The 16,070-nt window shown below is 63.3% G+C and carries 11 protein-coding genes; 4 read left to right on the top strand and 7 right to left on the bottom strand.

Going from position 1 to position 16,070, the window contains the following annotated elements; genetic code table 11:
* Positions 1-106: 106 nt before the first annotated feature.
* The 3 genes from ACWGS8_RS06715 to ACWGS8_RS06725 form a co-directional block, all read right to left on the bottom strand.
* Complete coding sequence (locus ACWGS8_RS06715) at positions 107-3,532, bottom strand: SPOR domain-containing protein (RefSeq protein WP_454580188.1); 3,426 nt, start codon at positions 3,530-3,532, stop codon at positions 107-109.
* A gap of 103 nt (positions 3,533-3,635) precedes the next feature.
* Entirely contained in the window at positions 3,636-5,393 is a 1,758-nt protein-coding gene (gene argS, locus ACWGS8_RS06720) for an arginine--tRNA ligase (protein ID WP_454580189.1), read from the bottom strand.
* A gap of 61 nt (positions 5,394-5,454) precedes the next feature.
* Entirely contained in the window at positions 5,455-6,669 is a 1,215-nt protein-coding gene (locus ACWGS8_RS06725; RefSeq protein WP_454580190.1) for a deoxyguanosinetriphosphate triphosphohydrolase, read from the bottom strand.
* Positions 6,670-6,745: 76 nt separating this feature from the next.
* Between ACWGS8_RS06725 and erpA the strand changes: the two genes are divergently transcribed.
* From erpA to ACWGS8_RS06745, 4 genes are all read left to right on the top strand, one after another.
* Positions 6,746-7,093 carry an iron-sulfur cluster insertion protein ErpA gene (erpA, locus tag ACWGS8_RS06730; RefSeq protein ID WP_027024881.1) on the top strand — a complete coding sequence of 116 codons (348 nt, stop codon included), beginning with the start codon at positions 6,746-6,748 and terminating at the stop codon, positions 7,091-7,093.
* A gap of 4 nt (positions 7,094-7,097) precedes the next feature.
* Positions 7,098-7,490: a VOC family protein gene (locus ACWGS8_RS06735; protein WP_454580191.1), complete on the top strand. Its 393-nt coding sequence runs from the start codon at positions 7,098-7,100 to the stop codon at positions 7,488-7,490.
* Between the two features lie 6 nt (positions 7,491-7,496).
* Positions 7,497-8,291: an exodeoxyribonuclease III gene (gene xth / locus ACWGS8_RS06740; RefSeq protein WP_454580192.1), complete on the top strand. Its 795-nt coding sequence runs from the start codon at positions 7,497-7,499 to the stop codon at positions 8,289-8,291.
* A 91-nt stretch (positions 8,292-8,382) separates the two neighbouring features.
* On the top strand, positions 8,383-8,700 hold the full coding sequence (locus ACWGS8_RS06745; protein ID WP_454580193.1) for a hypothetical protein: 318 nt from the start codon (positions 8,383-8,385) through the stop codon (positions 8,698-8,700).
* 49 nt (positions 8,701-8,749) lie between these two features.
* Here ACWGS8_RS06745 and ACWGS8_RS06750 read toward each other — a convergent pair whose 3' ends face one another.
* From ACWGS8_RS06750 to ACWGS8_RS06765, 4 genes are all read right to left on the bottom strand, one after another.
* Positions 8,750-9,580 (bottom strand): tetratricopeptide repeat protein, encoded by an 831-nt coding sequence (locus tag ACWGS8_RS06750; RefSeq protein ID WP_454580194.1) that lies wholly within the window; start codon positions 9,578-9,580, stop codon positions 8,750-8,752.
* Entirely contained in the window at positions 9,567-11,291 is a 1,725-nt protein-coding gene (gene ilvD / locus ACWGS8_RS06755) for a dihydroxy-acid dehydratase (RefSeq protein WP_454580195.1), read from the bottom strand. The genes ACWGS8_RS06750 and ilvD overlap by 14 nt, the downstream gene beginning before the upstream one ends.
* A gap of 291 nt (positions 11,292-11,582) precedes the next feature.
* Positions 11,583-12,830, bottom strand: a complete 1,248-nt coding sequence (locus ACWGS8_RS06760; RefSeq protein WP_454580196.1) for an outer membrane protein transport protein — start codon at positions 12,828-12,830, stop codon at positions 11,583-11,585.
* Positions 12,831-13,188: 358 nt separating this feature from the next.
* Positions 13,189-15,972: a valine--tRNA ligase gene (locus ACWGS8_RS06765; protein ID WP_454580197.1), complete on the bottom strand. Its 2,784-nt coding sequence runs from the start codon at positions 15,970-15,972 to the stop codon at positions 13,189-13,191.
* Positions 15,973-16,070: the final 98 nt, after the last annotated feature.

Below are 16,070 nucleotides of genomic sequence, written 5' to 3' on the forward strand. Positions count from 1 at the left end.
GGAAACATGCGGCAAACCACGAGATATGCTTCCACATGAAAAAGTCAGCCATATGAAAAAGCCGGCGTGACCTTGGGCCACGCCGGCTTTGACGGGTTGAACGCGTCTAGCGCGACACGAAGCAGTTGCCGCCGGCGGCCTTGTAGCTGGTGCACAGATTGATGGCATCGTTGCGCGACTGGGCCACAACGCGGACGCGGTAGAACGTACCCTTGCCGGCAATCTCGGCCTTGACGATGTTGGCGGTGCGCCCGGCAAGCACGCTGCCATAGCGGCGTTGCAGATCCTGGTAGGTCGACTGGGCGCTTTCCACCGTCGGCTGCGAAGCAACCTGCATCGACCACGAACCACTGCCGGTCGCCGTCGTTGCCGGGTCGATGGATGCGACCTGGTCGGGCTTCACCTCGCCGACGACATCGACGGGCTGGTCGGACGGACGCTGCGGCGCGATCGCAACCTTGGGCGGCGTGTTGGCCGACTGTGCCTTCGCCGGTTTGGCCGCCGGCTTGAGTGCCGGCTCGTCGCCCGACGGGGCCGCGGCGGGCGCCACGGTGCCGGTCTGGTCGGCCTGTGCCGACGGCGCGACATGCTGCGGCGCCGGATCGCTCGGCTCGGCGGCCGCAACCTGCGGCGCGGCCGGCGCAGGATCCTCGCGCGGTACCAGTGAGCCGTCCGATTTGACCACCATCGTCCTCACCTTGCGCGGTGCGACGGCGACGACATCGGTGTTGTTGCCCTTGTCGGTATCCTGCAGCACCTGCGCGATGCGATCCTCGGACTTGGGCGCGGGCGCCGCATTGTCGGCCGGAGCAAGATTGCCAGCCGGCGCCGCACTGGCGGTCGGCGCGGCATTGGCGGTCGGCGCGGCATTGCCGTCATCGGCTCCGCCGACGGCAGCGCTCTGGTCAGCGGAAAGATCGACCGCACGGGTCGGATCCTTAGCCCGCACATCCACGGGAACCTCGGTGTTGGTGACAAGCTTCTGCTGCACCGGCTCGGCGGGCTTGGCGCCCTTGACCACCGCGTCGTAGACCTTGTTGTCCTGGTTCGGCACCACGGTGCCGCCCGGATTTTCCGGCTTGATCTTGATTGGCGAATTGTCGGCCTTGACGATCACCGGCGCGTCACTGCCGCCCTTGCCGCCGAAAGACAGCGCAAAGGCGCCAAGACCGCCTGCAACCGCCACGGCACCGACGATTGCCGCGATGAACAGGCCACGGCGGCCCGACGACCTGGCCGCTTCCCGCTCTCCGAGACCCGGAACAGCCATTGCCTCGTCCAGTTCAGGATCATAATCGAGCTCATCGACGGTGAAATCGTCCGCCTGCGAGACCGGCTGGCTGCCGGGCAGACTGTCGAGATCGAAGCCGTCGGCGGCGTCGGCATAGGCTGTGTTCGCGGGAGCACGGGCGGGCGTTTCCGCCGGCCGCGCAGTATAGGTCCGCGCTTCCGGCTGATAGGCCGGTTTGACCCCGTCATAACCCGGTTTGACTCCGTCATAAGCCTGTTTGGGTTCTTCATAGGCCGGCGCCTGATAGGCCGATTTGTATCCGCCATCAAAGGATTCATCGGCATAGGCAGCGCTGCTTGCGGGCGCAGCCGGAGTAGGCGCGACTTCCACCGAATTCATTTCCGTCAGAAGGCTGGCGAACTCGGCGTCGAGGTCGTCATAGCCCGACGCGGCCGGTTCATCTTCCTCGAAATGCAGTTCCGGGATGTCGAGATCGTCGGCCAGCGCCACCACGCGCTCCGGCACATCGACCGTTTCGACATCGGGCATCTCTTGTTCGTAGCGCGACGACGGTCGCGGCTGCGGCGCGGATACGGGAGCTACATAGGGAGCGGCCGCAACCGGCTCGGGCGCACGGTAGGACGGCACAACGGCCACTGCTGGAGCCACTTCGGGCGCGGCGGGCCTGGCCGCCATCGAGGCGGCCGGCTGCGCGGCGAATGCCGGCTGCTGGGGAACCGGTGTCACGCGGCTCCACGAACGGGTCGGCTCGGTCGGCGCGGAGCGTTCGGCCAGCCAATCGAGAGAATCTGCCTGATCCTGTGGCGCAACTGCCTCGTCGCGCGGATCGAGATTCCTGGCCAAGGCCGCGTCGAGCGCGTCATCGTCGAAATCGATGTCGTCATGATCGGCAGCGTCCGCGCCCAGATCCTGGCCTTGAAGCTCATCGACCAGCAGATCGTCGAGATCGGCATCGGCGGCGTGGGCGGCGCTGGAGGCATGCGGATCCTCGGTCGCATGTTCGTCGAGATCCCAGTCGAGGTCGCCGACAACATCGGCAGGTTCTTCGGCAGCCTTTGCAGGTGCCGCAGTATATGGAACAGCATACGGCTGAACGGGAGCGGCAACCGGCTGAGCCACAACGGGCTCCTTGGCCGACGTGCGCGCTGTCATGGCGCCCAGCAGCGCGTTCAACTCGTCTTCGAGGCTCCGTTCGTCCGCCACGGCGGCCGGCGCGGGCTCGGCCATGATGGCTGCGGGAGTTGCCGGAGCTGTCGGCTGGACCGCGGCAGCCGCGACCTCGGCGATCGGCTCTTCGGCGGGCTCGGCGAACGCGTCGTCCAGGTTCAGATCGAAATCATCGTCCGAGACGGCTTCAGGGTCCGAGAACTCGCCTCTTGTGTCCACGGCATCGGCGAGCATGTCGCGCGCTTCCGCCGCATCGAAGGCCACGGGCTCATCCGCATGGGCGTCGAACTCCATATCGACATCCGCCATTGCGGCCTCGAAGCGACCGTCGAAATCCTCGTCCGAAATCGCCTCGGCCTCGTTCGCGGCGGCCAGCACCGGCTCCGGATAGTCGACCGCGGCCGCGGCCGCCTGGCGCTGATCCGCCGAATGGTCGTCAAACATCAGCTCGTCTTCGAGCGAAATCGCCACCGCCTCGTCGAATTGATGCTCGGCGGCCGGCTCGACAGCCACCGGCGCTTCGGCAACGGCATGCTGGGGCTCGACGGCTTCGTCCTCGATCTCGGCGGCATGATCCTCGACATGGAAATCCTGATCGAGCGACGCGGCAAGCTCGTCCTCCATCGGCAGATCGTCCTCGAAGGGCGAAACGTCCTCGAGCGAACTGGCGACGGCATTGTCGAAATCGGCGTCGAAGGCAGGGTCGACGGAGGGCGCGGCTTCGGCAGCGCCGGGGTTGGCAGGGCTGGCAACGGGCCCCTGCGCGTCGGCACCCGTGAAGTCCAGATGGAAATCGTCGTCGAGCGACAGCGCAAGATCGTCGTCTGCCGCGTGTGTGGCCGCCGTTTCAAATGCCGGCTCATGAGCCTCGACAGCTGGAGCAGCGACGCTGTCGCCAGCATCGAACTCACCCATCAATTCCTTTTCGAGGTCGATATCGAAATCGTCCTCTTGCACGGGCTGGCTGGCGGCAGCGGCCCGCGGTTCGACCCGCGCCTGCTGCTTGACCGGCTGGCGTGGGTCGAATCCCATGATCCTGGTCAGTTCCGCGAACGGATCATCGTCAGCGACGTCGTTGTTATCGGCTACTCTCAGCTGGGTTCTGTCTGCCATTATTGTTCCCGAACTCGCACTCATTCGGACGCCATGGACGTCGCGCAGGGTTGGCCCTTACCAGCGCAATGTGGGCAAAAGGTGACAGGTTTTTTAGTCAAACCTAACGCATTTCGGTGGGCGCAGCGGCTCCGATCAGCGTCAGGCCGGACGTCAGAACGTCCGAAACAGCCTGCACCAGCCCTAGTCTGGCATGCGTCAATTGTCGGTCGTTAACCTTAACAAAACGTAAGTCCGGATTATCCGTGCCCCGGTTCCAGTGTCCGTGAAAGCTGGAAGCCAGATCATAAAGGTAAAATGCCAGCCTATGCGGCTCCAGCGCAAGAGCGGCGGACTCGATCAGGCGCGGATATTCCGCGAGCTTGCGGATCAGGCCGATCTCGCCCTCGTCGGTCAGCGAAGCCGCGGCGGCAGCCAGGCCCTTGCGATCGAAATTCGCCTCGCCCAATTGCTCGCTTGCCTGCCGGAACACCGAATGACAGCGCGCCGAGGCGTACTGCACGTAAAATACCGGATTGTCCTTGGACTGTTCGGTGACCTTGGCAAAATCGAAATCGAGCGGCGCGTCATTCTTGCGGAACAGCATCATGAAGCGCACCGCATCGCGGCCCACCTCTTCAATGACTTCCCGCGCCGTGACGAAATTCCCAGCCCTTTTTCCCATTCGTACCGGCTCGCCGTCGCGAAACAGCTTGACCAGATTGCAAAGCAGAACCGTGAGCTTCACCTTGTCGCCAGTAATCGCCCGCGCCAGGGCCTCCAGCCGCTTGACATAACCGCCGTGGTCGGCGCCAAGCACATAGATCAGGTCGACGAAGCCGCGATCAACCTTGTCCTTCAGATACGCCACGTCGGCGGCGAAGTAGGTGAACGATCCGTCAGACTTGACCAGCGCCCGGTCCATGTCGTCGCCGACCGCCGTCGAGCGGAACAGCGTCTGCTCGCGATCTTCCCAGTCGTCCGGCTTCTCGCCCTTGGGCGGCGGCAGCTTGCCCTTGTAGATATGCCCCTTCAGCGTCAGGTCGTTGATCGCCGAGCGGATCTTCCTGGCATTGTCGGCATGCAATGTGCGCTCGGAAAAGAACACGTCGTGATGCACATTGAGCAGCGCCAGATCATCGCGGATCATCGCCATCATGGCGTCGATCGCGCGGTCCTTGACGATGGCCAGCGCCTCATCCTCCGGCATCTGGAGCAGGCTGCGTCCGAACTCCTTGGCCAGCACCTGGCCGAGAGGGACCAGATAGTCGCCGGGATAAAGGCCGGGCGGAATCTCGCCGATCTCGTCGCCGAGCGCCTCTCGGTACCGCAGTATGACCGAGCGGCCGAGCACGTCGATCTGTCCGCCGGCATCGTTGATGACATATTCCTTGGTCACGTCGTAACCGGCGAACGCCAGCAGATTGGCGAGCGCGTCGCCGACAACAGCGCCCCGGCAATGGCCGACATGCATCGGCCCCGTCGGGTTGGCCGAGACATATTCGACATTGGTTTTCCGGCCGGCGCCGATCGTCGAGCGGCCGTAATTGCGCCCCTCGCCCAGAAGCGCCGACAGATGCGCCTGCCAGAAGCCGTCCTTGAGCCGCAGATTGACGAAGCCCGGGCCGGCGACCTCGGCGGCTGCGACATCCTTGTCATCGCGCAGCGCCAACGCCAGATTCTCGGCCAGCGCGCGCGGGTTCTGGCCCGTAGGCTTGGCCAGCACCATCGCCGCATTGGTCGCCAGATCGCCATGGCTGGCGTCGCGCGGCGGTTCGACGGCAATGCGCGACAGGTCGGGCGAAACGCCGTCCTTGTCTTTCAGGTCAAGCGCTTGGACAGCCTTTGTGACTCGCGCGGTGAAATCGGCGAAGATGTTCATGGGTATTGCTCTGGCGGTTTTAGGCGAATCCGGCTCGTCGGCCGGCAAAATCGCGCTCGCCCTAGCTCAAATCCGGGGTGCGGTCAAACAAACGCCTGTGTTCCTTGAGCGCATAGGTGTCGGTCATCCCCGCCAGGAAATCGGCGACGCTGCGCGCCTTGATGCGATCCTCGGCCCGGTCCAGCCCCTCGCGCCAGCCGTCGGGCATGGCGCGCGGGTCGGCGAAATAGACGTCGAACAGGTCCCTGACGATCTGTTCGGCGCCGGCGCGCACCCGCATCACCTCCTCGTGCCGGTAGAGATGCTTGTAGAGAAAGGCCTTCAGTTCCTTCTCGGCCGCGGCCATCTCGGCGGAAAAGCTCACCATCGTCTCCCCCGCCGCCCTCACGGCGTCGGCGCTCTGAGGCCCGACACGTTCCAGATTCGCGGTTGCCGAAACGATGACATCCTCGACCATGGCGGTGATCTGCCGCCGCATCAGTTCGTGGCCGGTGCGCACGTCATCGAGCCTGGGATAGCGTTGGCGCACACCCGCCAGGATCTTCCCCGGCAGCGAGACTGTTTCCAGCATGTCGAGCGTCAGCAACCCTGCCCGCAGCCCGTCATCAATGTCATGCGTGTTGTAGGCGATATCGTCGGCGATCGCCGCGCACTGCGCCTCGATGCCGGCGAAGCGGTCGAGTTCAAGATTCTGCAGCTCCGAATAATCGCGGATCGCCTGCGGCACCGGCCCTTTCAGGCCCTTGCCGCTGCTGTCAGTCAGCGGGCCATTGTGCTTGACCAGGCCCTCCAGTGTCTCCCAGGTCAGGTTCAGTCCGTCGAATTCGGCGTAGCGCGCCTCCAGCCGTGTCACGATGCGCAGCGACTGCGCGTTATGATCGAAACCGTCCCAGGCCGCCATCTTGTCGTTCAGCGCGTCCTCGCCGGTGTGGCCGAAGGGCGTGTGGCCGAAATCATGCACCAGCGCCACCGCCTCGGCGAGATCCTCGTCGCCGCGCAGCGCCCGCGCCAGCGCACGCGCGATCTGCGCCACTTCGATCGAATGGGTCAGCCTTGTGCGGTAATGGTCGCCTTCATGGGCGATGAAGACTTGCGTCTTGTGCTTGAGCCGCCGGAACGCCGTCGAGTGGATGATGCGGTCGCGGTCGCGCTGGAAAGGCGTGCGGGTCGGGCTCTCGACCTCGTCGAACAGCCGCCCGCGCGAGCGCGCCGGATCGGTGGCATAGGCGGCGCGCGGCCGATAGCCGAACCCGATGTCGCCCAACTCATTGGTCATGGCTGATGCTGCCGCAGTTGACTTGGCCCCTTGCGCTTCATACCTATCATGTGAAACCGAAAGCAAGGTGACGCCCATGGGCGCTGATGCCAAGACCGCCATGAAAGTCGACATGACCGAGGCCGCCGCCAGGCGGATCGCCAAGATTGTCTCTGGCGAGGCCGGCAAGACGGCGTTGCGCGTTTCCGTCGAAGGCGGCGGCTGCTCCGGATTTTCCTACAAATTCGACCTGGTCGACACGCGTAATGATGACGACGTCGCCATCGAGAAGGACGGCGCCACGGTGCTGATCGACGATTTGTCGCTGGTCTATATGGGCGGCTCGGTGATCGACTTCGTCGACGATCTGATGGGCCAGTCTTTCCAGATCCGCAATCCGAACGCTGTCGCCTCCTGCGGCTGCGGCACGAGCTTCTCCATCTAACGGCATGCCTGCCATCGGCGCGGTCCGTCAGGTCGCGCTGTCGGCCGGACGCAATCTTGATTCGACGCTGGCCTTCTGGCGTGACGTGCTCGGTATGGGCGTTCATGCCCGCTACGATCCGCCGGGCATCGCCTTCATCATGGCCGGCGATGTGAGACTGCTGTTCACCGACGGCATACCGGCCGGCACCGTCTATCTCGACATTGCCGGCCTTGAAGCCTTCCACGCCGAGGCGAAAGCCGCGGGCGTCCCCTTCACAGCGCAACCGGCGCTCGTGCATTGCGATACCGAAGGCACGTTCGGCCCAGCGGGGGAAAGCGAGTGGATGGCCTTCCTTAAGGACCCGGCAGGCAATACGATCGGCCTCGTCGAACGCCACCCGCCGCAGAAAGAATAGACCGTCATGAAAATCGTCACCTGGAACATCAACGGCGTTCGCGCCCGCATCGGCAATCTCACCCATTGGCTGACCGAAAGCGCGCCCGACATCGTCTGCCTGCAGGAGATCAAGACGGTCGACGACCAGTTCCCGCGCGCTGAGATCGAGGCGTTGGGCTACAACGTGGAAACCCATGGCCAGAAAGGTTTCAACGGCGTGGCGCTGCTGTCGAAGCTGCGCTTTGACGAGGTCACCAGAGGCCTGCCGGGTGACGACGCCGACGAGCAGGCGCGCTTCATCGAAGGGGTGTTCTCGACCGACAAGGGCGCGCTGCGCGTCGCCTCGCTCTATCTGCCGAACGGCAATCCGATCGATGACGATAAAAAATTCCCCTACAAGCTCTCATGGATGGCGCGGCTGGAGCGCTGGGCCGAAGAGCGGCTGAGGCTGGAAGAGGCGCTGGTGCTGGCCGGCGACTACAACGTCATTCCCGAGCCGATCGATGCGCGTTTTCCGGAGAACTGGCTGGGCGACGCGCTGTTCCAGCCGCAGACGCGGCAGGCCTTCCGCCGGCTGCTCAATCTCGGTTTCACGGAAGCAGTGCGCGCGGTCACGGATTCGCCCGACACCTACACCTTCTGGGATTATCAGGCTGGCGCCTGGCAGAAGAACAACGGCATCCGCATCGACCATCTGCTGCTGTCGCCGGAAGCCGCCAATCGCTTCTCGTCGGCCTCGATCGAGAAGCATGTGCGCGCCTGGGAAAAGCCGTCCGATCACGTGCCGGTTGCGATCGATCTCGCCTTGCAGCCGGCCTGACCGGGGCCGTTCTGCCGGCGTATCGCCCCGACCTTGTGTCGCCACGACGACGTCCTATCGCCACAAATCGGGCGCATGATGGAAAATCATCATGGCGGCCGGGGTTCCCATGACCATTCGATTTGTTGTTTGTCCGATCGGCTTGGCGTTTGCCACGGCGGCCATGGTGCCGGCTTTCGCGGCGCCGGAATGTCTTGCCAATGGAAAGTCCTATCCGGTCGGTCAGGTCGCCTGCCTGACGGTTGCCGACCGGAGCCATCTGGCGCGCTGCGAGATGGTGCTCAACAATACATCCTGGACGAAAATCGGCGATAGCTGCCCCGGAAACACGATGGCGCCGAACCCGCAGGTCACGCCGATTTCGACGCCCGCGCCCAGCATGGTGCCGACGGAGCCGACCGAGAACTGATTTTTCTGACTGGCTGATCTCCCCTCTTGGAGGAGAGCGGCAGACGACCTTACTGATCTGCGTTGGTGGTGCCCTTGGTCAGGATGTCATCGGCCAGCGAAATGGCCGTGCGCCGGTCGGCCTCGCCGGCGGCGGCAAAAGCCTCTTCCTGCATGCCGCGGATCCAGGGCTGGTCGGCCGGCGCCGCACGTTCGAGCGCGGCGGTCATCATCGCCAGGCCACGAACGATCTTGCCGCTCTGGAACAAGAGATGGCCAAGCGTCGCCTGCGCGCCCGCATGGCCCTTCTCGGCGGCGAGCTGGAACCAGCGCCCGGCCTGCTTGACACTGGCCTTCACGCCGCCCTCGCCCTTCAGGAACATCTGCCCCATCTCGAACTGGGCGTTCGGATTGCGGTAGTTGGCGGCGGCGCGCATGTAATATTCCTGGGCCGCCACCTCGTTCTCGGTGACCGGACTGCCGGGAATGCCCTTGCGCAGATAATCGCCGAGCGCCACCAGCGCGTCGGAGACGTAGCTTTCCTCCGGCGAGCCGGGCTCGACGTCCTGGTCGACGATCTCGGAGAAGAACTTGAACGCCTCATAATCGTCCCGCGCCACGCCGTCGCCCTCGGCATACATGCGGGCAAGCTTCCAGGTGGCGCCGATCTGGCCGTTTTCGGCGGCGTATTTATAGGCTTCGGCGGCCTGTTCCTTGTGGCCTTTCTTGTAGGCGGAGAAGCCGAACTGGAACACCGCCCAGGGGCTGGACTGCGGCTTCACGCCGGTCTTGTCGTCGAACACCTTGTCGTCAAAGGCCAAAGCCTGGCCCACGGCGCCAAAGATCGCCGCAGCGACCAGTGCCGGAAGGACAGATGACCTCAACAACTCAGATATCCGCATAGCAGTGTGTTTCTTTCGCACCGCCCGGATGGGTGACCGCGCCATCCCTGGCAGACCCGACCGTCTGTGCGTATTTCCATATCGCGCCCGACTGGTAGTCGGTCGTGCGCGCCTTCCATGTCTTGGCCCGCGCCGCCAGTTCGGCCTCGGTCAGCGCCACGTCGATCGTGCCGTTCACGGCGTCGATCGAGATCACGTCGCCATCCCTGATGAGGCCGATCGGCCCCCCAACCGCCGCTTCCGGCCCGACATGGCCGATGCAGAAGCCGCGCGTCGCGCCCGAGAAGCGGCCGTCGGTGATCAGCGCCACCTTGCCGCCCATGCCCTGGCCGTAGAGCGCTGCCGTCGTCGACAGCATCTCGCGCATGCCAGGACCACCGCGCGGCCCTTCATAGCGAATGACGAGAACCTCGCCTTCCCGGTAGTTGCGATGCGTCACCGCCTCGAAACATTCCTCTTCCGAATCGAAACAGCGCGCCGGGCCGGAGAATTTCAACTCCGCCATGCCCGCGACCTTCACGATCGCGCCTTCGGGGGCAAGGTTTCCCTTCAAGCCCACGACACCGCCGGTTTGGGTAATTGGTCTGTTGGCCGGGCGGACCACATCCTGGTGTTCATTCCAGGCAACGTGCTCCATGTTTTCGGCCAAAGTGCGGCCAGTGACCGTCAGGCAATCGCCATGCAGATAGCCGTGGTCGAGCAGCGTCTTCATCAACAGCGGAATGCCCCCGGCCTCGAACATGTCCTTGGCGACATATTTGCCGCCAGGCTTGAGGTCGGCGATGTAAGGCGTCTTCTCGAAGATCTTCGCGACATCGAAGAGATCGAATTTGATTCCCGCCTCATGCGCGATCGCCGGCAGATGCAGGGCTGCATTGGTCGAGCCGCCGGTGGCGGAAACCACGGTCGCGGCGTTCTCCAGCGCCTTCAGCGTGACGATGTCGCGCGGCCGGATGTTTTTGGCGATCAGCTCCATGATCTTTTCGCCGGAGGCGAAATTGAAACGGTCGCGCATTTCGTAAGGCGCCGGCGCGCCGCAGGAATAGGGCAGCGCCAGACCGATCGCCTCGGCGACGGTTGCCATGGTGTTGGCGGTGAACTGGGCGCCGCAGGAGCCGGCCGACGGACAGGCCGCCTGCTCGATCTCGAGCAGCTCGGCATCGCCGATCGTGCCGACGGAGTGCTGGCCGACCGCCTCGAACACATCCTGCACGGTGATCTGGCGACCGCGATAACTGCCGGGCAGGATCGAACCGCCATAAATGAAGATCGACGGCACGTTGAGCCGCACCATGGCCATCATCATGCCGGGCAGCGACTTGTCGCAGCCGGCAAGGCCGACCAGCGCATCGTAGCAATGGCCGCGCATCGTGAGCTCGACCGAATCGGCGATGACCTCGCGCGACACCAGCGACGACTTCATACCCTGGTGGCCCATGGCGATGCCGTCGGTGACGGTGATGGTGCAGAATTCGCGCGGCGTGCCGTTGGCCGCAGCTACCCCCTTCTTGACCACCTGCGCCTGGCGCATCAGCGAGATGTTGCAGGGTGCGGCTTCGTTCCAGCAGGAGGCGACGCCGACCAGCGGCTGCGCGATCTCGGCGGCGGAAAGCCCCATGGCATAGAGATAGGACCGGTGCGGCGCACGCGCCGGACCGACAGTCACATAGCGGCTAGGAAGCTTAGCCTTTGAAATGACCTTGGCGTCCATTCTCATCCTTGCCGCGGGCGGTGCGGCCTGCCCCATCGCCGAGCCTTTTGGCGCGTGTCCCGAGACAAGTTCGAGGTGCGCCGGGTTTATGGCGGGAAATGGGCAATTTCCCCGACCTGACCTCTAGCGCAGGGGTTGTTCAGAAAGTGTTGCCAAAACGTCACAAACGCACGAGGCGATGCCAGTGCGGCTTATATGCAACGCAGCTTGGATACCGGAGGCACCGACGATGTCGGCCCAAACGAAAAAGGCCGGGCAATGCCCGGCCTTTTTTGTCAAATTCTCAATGGGTTAGAACTTGATCTTGACACCGCCGGAAATTGCCGTGACCAGATCGTTGCCGAAGTCGTAGCTGACCTCATTGCCGGCCACATAGCCGCGTTCGCCATTCACTATTCCCGAATGGCCGCTGGTCAGCACGCCGATCGCGCCGGCCAGACGAACCTCGATATTGGGCTGGGGCGTATAGGCAACGCCACCGCCCACGGTCCAGGTATCGGTCTGCGAGCCATAGCCATGTGACGTGCCGCGATCCCAGGAAAGCTGGCCGGCCGCACTCCACTGATCGTTGAACTTGTGGCCGATACCGCCCGTGACGGTCCAGCCGTCGCGATACATCAAATCCAGCGAGGTGATCTGGCCTGAATGCAGAGCATCACCCGTAACGCACGCCGCCGAAGGAGTGCCGACTACGCAAATCGGAACACTCTGCAACAGGCTCCAATTCACCCACTTGAGCGAGCCGAAGGCGAGCCAGCCGGGAGCGATGCCCGACTGCAACTTAAACTCGACCGTGTCCGGCATGTACTGTGTCGAGCCATAGATCGGCAGCACGACACTGCCAACATGCGTCAGATCCAGCGTGCCCGAGATATTGTCGAGCTTGACCCGTGAATTGTAGACGAGGCTGGCGCGCAGCGCGATGTCCGGGATTTCATAGGCAAGGCCGGCGCGCCAGCCCCAGCCGGTCCCCCTGAGATCAACCTGGCCGGTGCCCTGGAAACCCGGCACCAGCGGCGACACCAGGTCCTTCTTGAAACCGTAGACTTCCTGGTAATAGACGCCGCCGATGAAGCGAAGCTGGCCTTTGCCGGCATCCATCTTGTAGGAGCAAGTCGTGGCGTAATTGTTGCTCTTGATGTCGGTTTCCATGTTGGATTCGGCGCCGGCCCACAGACCCGGATTGGTGTGCGCGCCCCATGGCTGGGAATAGTCGAACATACAGTCGACACCTTGAACGATCTGCGCCTTGACGCCGATGCGCGGCACCCAGTAGCTCTCGCTGTCCTTTGCCGTGCTGCCGAGGAACGTCAAATTGCCGTCGAGCGGGTTGGTGTCCACCGCATTCTTGAGCTTGCGTTGCGGCATAACATAAGTCGACTCCGCTTCCGTCGCGAACGGCGCCGGATCGAACAGAAGATCGATATCGTAGCCGCCACGCTCAATGCCACCGGCATGCGCCGAGTTCATTGCGGTCCCGATTAAAGCCAGCGAAAAGCACCCCGCCCCCAGCAGTGCTTTCAGACGCAAAAAGTTCATAAATGTCCTCCCCGAATTCGAGTGCATCAAGCTAGAACCAATTCGGGTTAACGGCGCAACAACGAATTATCGGGGCGTACATGTACATGCTTGCCAAACGCATTTTCGACAAAATGGAGACAGGCGCCGCAAGGCCGAAAAACGGCCCGGCGCATGCTTATCCGGCCAGAAAATGAGGAGAATTCGCCGCAGAAGGCTCAAAAACAGCCATTTTCGCGAGCGTTCGGCCCCATTGTTACATTATGGCAACAATGGGGTTAAAACTTCCGTTTACGTCAACATTAACGCAACGGAATGCCTACTTTCGAGGCAAAAGATCGTCTTTTTAGATAAAGCTAAAGTCTGGCGAATCTATCCCTCAACCGGCGTCGCGGACCCTGGTCAAAGCCACTGATAGCTTGTCCTGCGCGTCGCGATATTCGGCGAGCTTTTCACGCTCGGCGTCGACGATCTCGGCCGGCGCGCTGGCGACGAAGCGTTCATTCGACAGCTTCTTGTGCAGGCGCGCGATTTCCTCGGTGACCTTGGCCAGTTCCTTCTGCAGCCGGGCAGCCTCGGCGGCGAGGTCGATCAGGCTGCCGAGCGGCAGGCAGATCGTTGCTTCGTTAAGCACGATCTGCGCCGAGCCCTTGGGCGCCGCGTCAGCCAACGAGATGTCGCCGACGCGTGCCAGCCGCTTGATCGCCGAGTCCTCGCGAACCAGCCGCTCGCGCGTCACATCATTGGCGCCGACCACGACCAGCGGCGCGATCGCCGCCGGCGGCACGTTCATCTCCGAGCGCACCGAGCGGATACCGGAGACGAGGTCGACCAGCCAGTTGATGTCGGCGGCCGCATCCGCGTCCTCGAAGTCCGGCGCCGGCCAGGCAGCGTGGCAAAGCAGCGACTCGCGCTCCTTGCCCTCGCCCGCCGTCTGCGCCCACAGCTCCTCCGTCATGAACGGCATCATCGGATGCAGGAGCTTGTAGATTTCGTCGAGCACGAACGCGACGCAGGCGCGGCTCTCGGCCTTGGCCGCCTCATCCGCGCCCATGAACACGGGCTTCAAGAGTTCCAGATACCAGTCGCAGAACAGGTTCCAGACGAAACGGTAGGCAGCACCGGCCGCCTCGTTGAAGCGGTAGGAGGTGATGCCGTCGGTGATCTGCCGCGCGGCACGCGTCAGCTCGGTCAGGATCCAGCGGTTGACCGCCAGCTTGGCGTCGTTCAGCCAGAAATCGTCATTGCGGGCGACTTCGTTCATCTCGGCGAAACGCGTCGCGTTCCACAGCTTGGTGCCGAAATTGCGATAGCCGGCGATGCGCGCCGGGTCGAGCTTCACGTCGCGGCCTTGCGCTGCCATCACCGTCAAGGTGAAGCGCAACGCATCGGCGCCATACTCGTCGATCAAATCGAGCGGGTCGATGACGTTGCCCTTCGACTTCGACATCTTGGCGCCGTTCTTGTCGCGCACCAGCGCGTGCACATAGACGGTGTGGAACGGTTCCTCGTCCATGAAATGCAGACCCATCATCATCATGCGGGCCACCCAGAAGAAGATGATGTCGAAGCCGGTCACCAGCACGTCGGTCTGGTAATAGGTCTTCAGCTCAGGCGTCTGGTCCGGCCAGCCCAAAGTCGAGAACGGCCACAATGCCGAGGAAAACCAGGTATCGAGGACGTCCTCGTCCCGGGTCAGGATCTCGCCCGGCTGGAAGTTTTCCAGTCTGTCCTCGACCCAGGCCTTCCACGGGCCTTCGAGCGCCAGATAATATTCGATCGCCGCGCTCAGCGCCTCTTCCTCGGTCTTCTCGACGAAGACGCGCCCATCCGGCCCATACCAGGCCGGGATCTGGTGGCCCCACCACAGCTGGCGCGAGATGCACCAGGGCTGGATGTTCTCCATCCAATCGAAATAGGTTTTTTCCCAGTTCTTGGGCACGAAGTTGGTGCGGCCCTCGCGCACCGAGGCGATCGCCGGCTTGGCGAGCTCGGCCGCGTTGGCATACCACTGCTCGGTCAGGAACGGCTCGATCGGCACGCCGCCGCGGTCGCCATGCGGCACGGCATGGCGATGCGGCTCGACTTTTTCCAGGAAGCCGCCTTCTTCCATCAGTTCGACGATCTTCTTGCGCGCGATGAAACGGTCGAGCCCGTCAAGCGCGTCCCAGACGGCCTGCCGCTCCGGCGTCGCATCGAGGCCGGCGAGGAAATCTTCATTGTCCTTCAACTTGATGGCGGCTTCGACAGTCAGGATGTTGATCGCCGGCAGCTTGTGGCGCTTGCCGACCTCGAAGTCGTTGAAATCATGCGCCGGCGTGATCTTGACCGCGCCCGAACCCTTTTCAGGATCGGAATACTCGTCCGCCACAACAGGTATCTTGCGACCGACGATCGGCAGCACGACGTTCTTGCCGACCAGATGCCGGTACCGCTCGTCGTCCGGATGCACCGCCACCGCCGTATCGCCCAGCATCGTTTCCGGGCGCGTGGTCGCGACCGTGATGAAGGTTTTCGGATTTTCCGGGTCGAAGGTCTCGCCCTCCAACGGATAGCGGAAGTGCCAGAGATTGCCGTTGACTTCATGCTGCTCGACCTCGAGGTCGGAGATCGCGGTCAAAAGTCTCGGATCCCAGTTCACAAGGCGCTTGTCCTTGTAGATCAGGCCTTCCTTGTAGAGGGTGACGAAGACTTCGAGCACGGCCTTGGACAGGCCTTCATCCATGGTGAAGCGCTCGCGCGACCAGTCGGCCGAGGCGCCGAGCCGCTTCAACTGATTGAAGATGGTGCCGCCGGATTCGGCCTTCCACTCCCACACTTTCTCGATGAACTGCTCGCGCGTCAGGTCGCGGCGATGGATCTGCTTCTCCATCAGCTGCCGCTCGACCACCATCTGCGTGGCGATGCCGGCATGATCCATGCCCGGCTGCCACAGCACGTTCTTGCCGCGCATGCGCTCGAAGCGCACCAGAATGTCCTGCAGCGTGTTGTTGAGCGCATGGCCCATATGCAGCGAGCCGGTGACGTTGGGCGGCGGAATGACGATGGTGAAGGCTTCGGCCCCTTCCTCCGCCCCGGCGCCGGCGCGGAAGGCGTCCGCCTCTTCCCACACTTTGGCGATCTTCGGCTCGACGGTCTTTGCGTCGTAGGTCTTTTCAAGCATGGGGAATGGTCCGCGCTGTCGGGATTTTTGCTGGTTCGGTGTAAATCGGAAGGTCTTGGCCAAGTCAACCGCAAGGGCAGCCTCGGTTCATGAGAAGC

It is taken from the genome of Mesorhizobium sp. 43Arga, from assembly GCF_053714255.1.

Coding starts and splice junctions, on each gene's coding strand:
- ACWGS8_RS06750 (WP_454580194.1), bottom strand. CDS start 9,580: ATGCGGATATCTGAGTTGTTGAGGTCATCTGTCCTTCCGGCACTGGTC.
- erpA (WP_027024881.1), top strand. CDS start 6,746: ATGGGCGCTGATGCCAAGACCGCCATGAAAGTCGACATGACCGAGGCC.
- xth (WP_454580192.1), top strand. CDS start 7,497: ATGAAAATCGTCACCTGGAACATCAACGGCGTTCGCGCCCGCATCGGC.
- ACWGS8_RS06725 (WP_454580190.1), bottom strand. CDS start 6,669: ATGACCAATGAGTTGGGCGACATCGGGTTCGGCTATCGGCCGCGCGCC.
- ACWGS8_RS06765 (WP_454580197.1), bottom strand. CDS start 15,972: ATGCTTGAAAAGACCTACGACGCAAAGACCGTCGAGCCGAAGATCGCC.
- ACWGS8_RS06760 (WP_454580196.1), bottom strand. CDS start 12,830: ATGAACTTTTTGCGTCTGAAAGCACTGCTGGGGGCGGGGTGCTTTTCG.
- ACWGS8_RS06745 (WP_454580193.1), top strand. CDS start 8,383: ATGGCGGCCGGGGTTCCCATGACCATTCGATTTGTTGTTTGTCCGATC.
- ACWGS8_RS06735 (WP_454580191.1), top strand. CDS start 7,098: ATGCCTGCCATCGGCGCGGTCCGTCAGGTCGCGCTGTCGGCCGGACGC.
- ACWGS8_RS06715 (WP_454580188.1), bottom strand. CDS start 3,532: ATGGCAGACAGAACCCAGCTGAGAGTAGCCGATAACAACGACGTCGCT.
- argS (WP_454580189.1), bottom strand. CDS start 5,393: ATGAACATCTTCGCCGATTTCACCGCGCGAGTCACAAAGGCTGTCCAA.
- ilvD (WP_454580195.1), bottom strand. CDS start 11,291: ATGGACGCCAAGGTCATTTCAAAGGCTAAGCTTCCTAGCCGCTATGTG.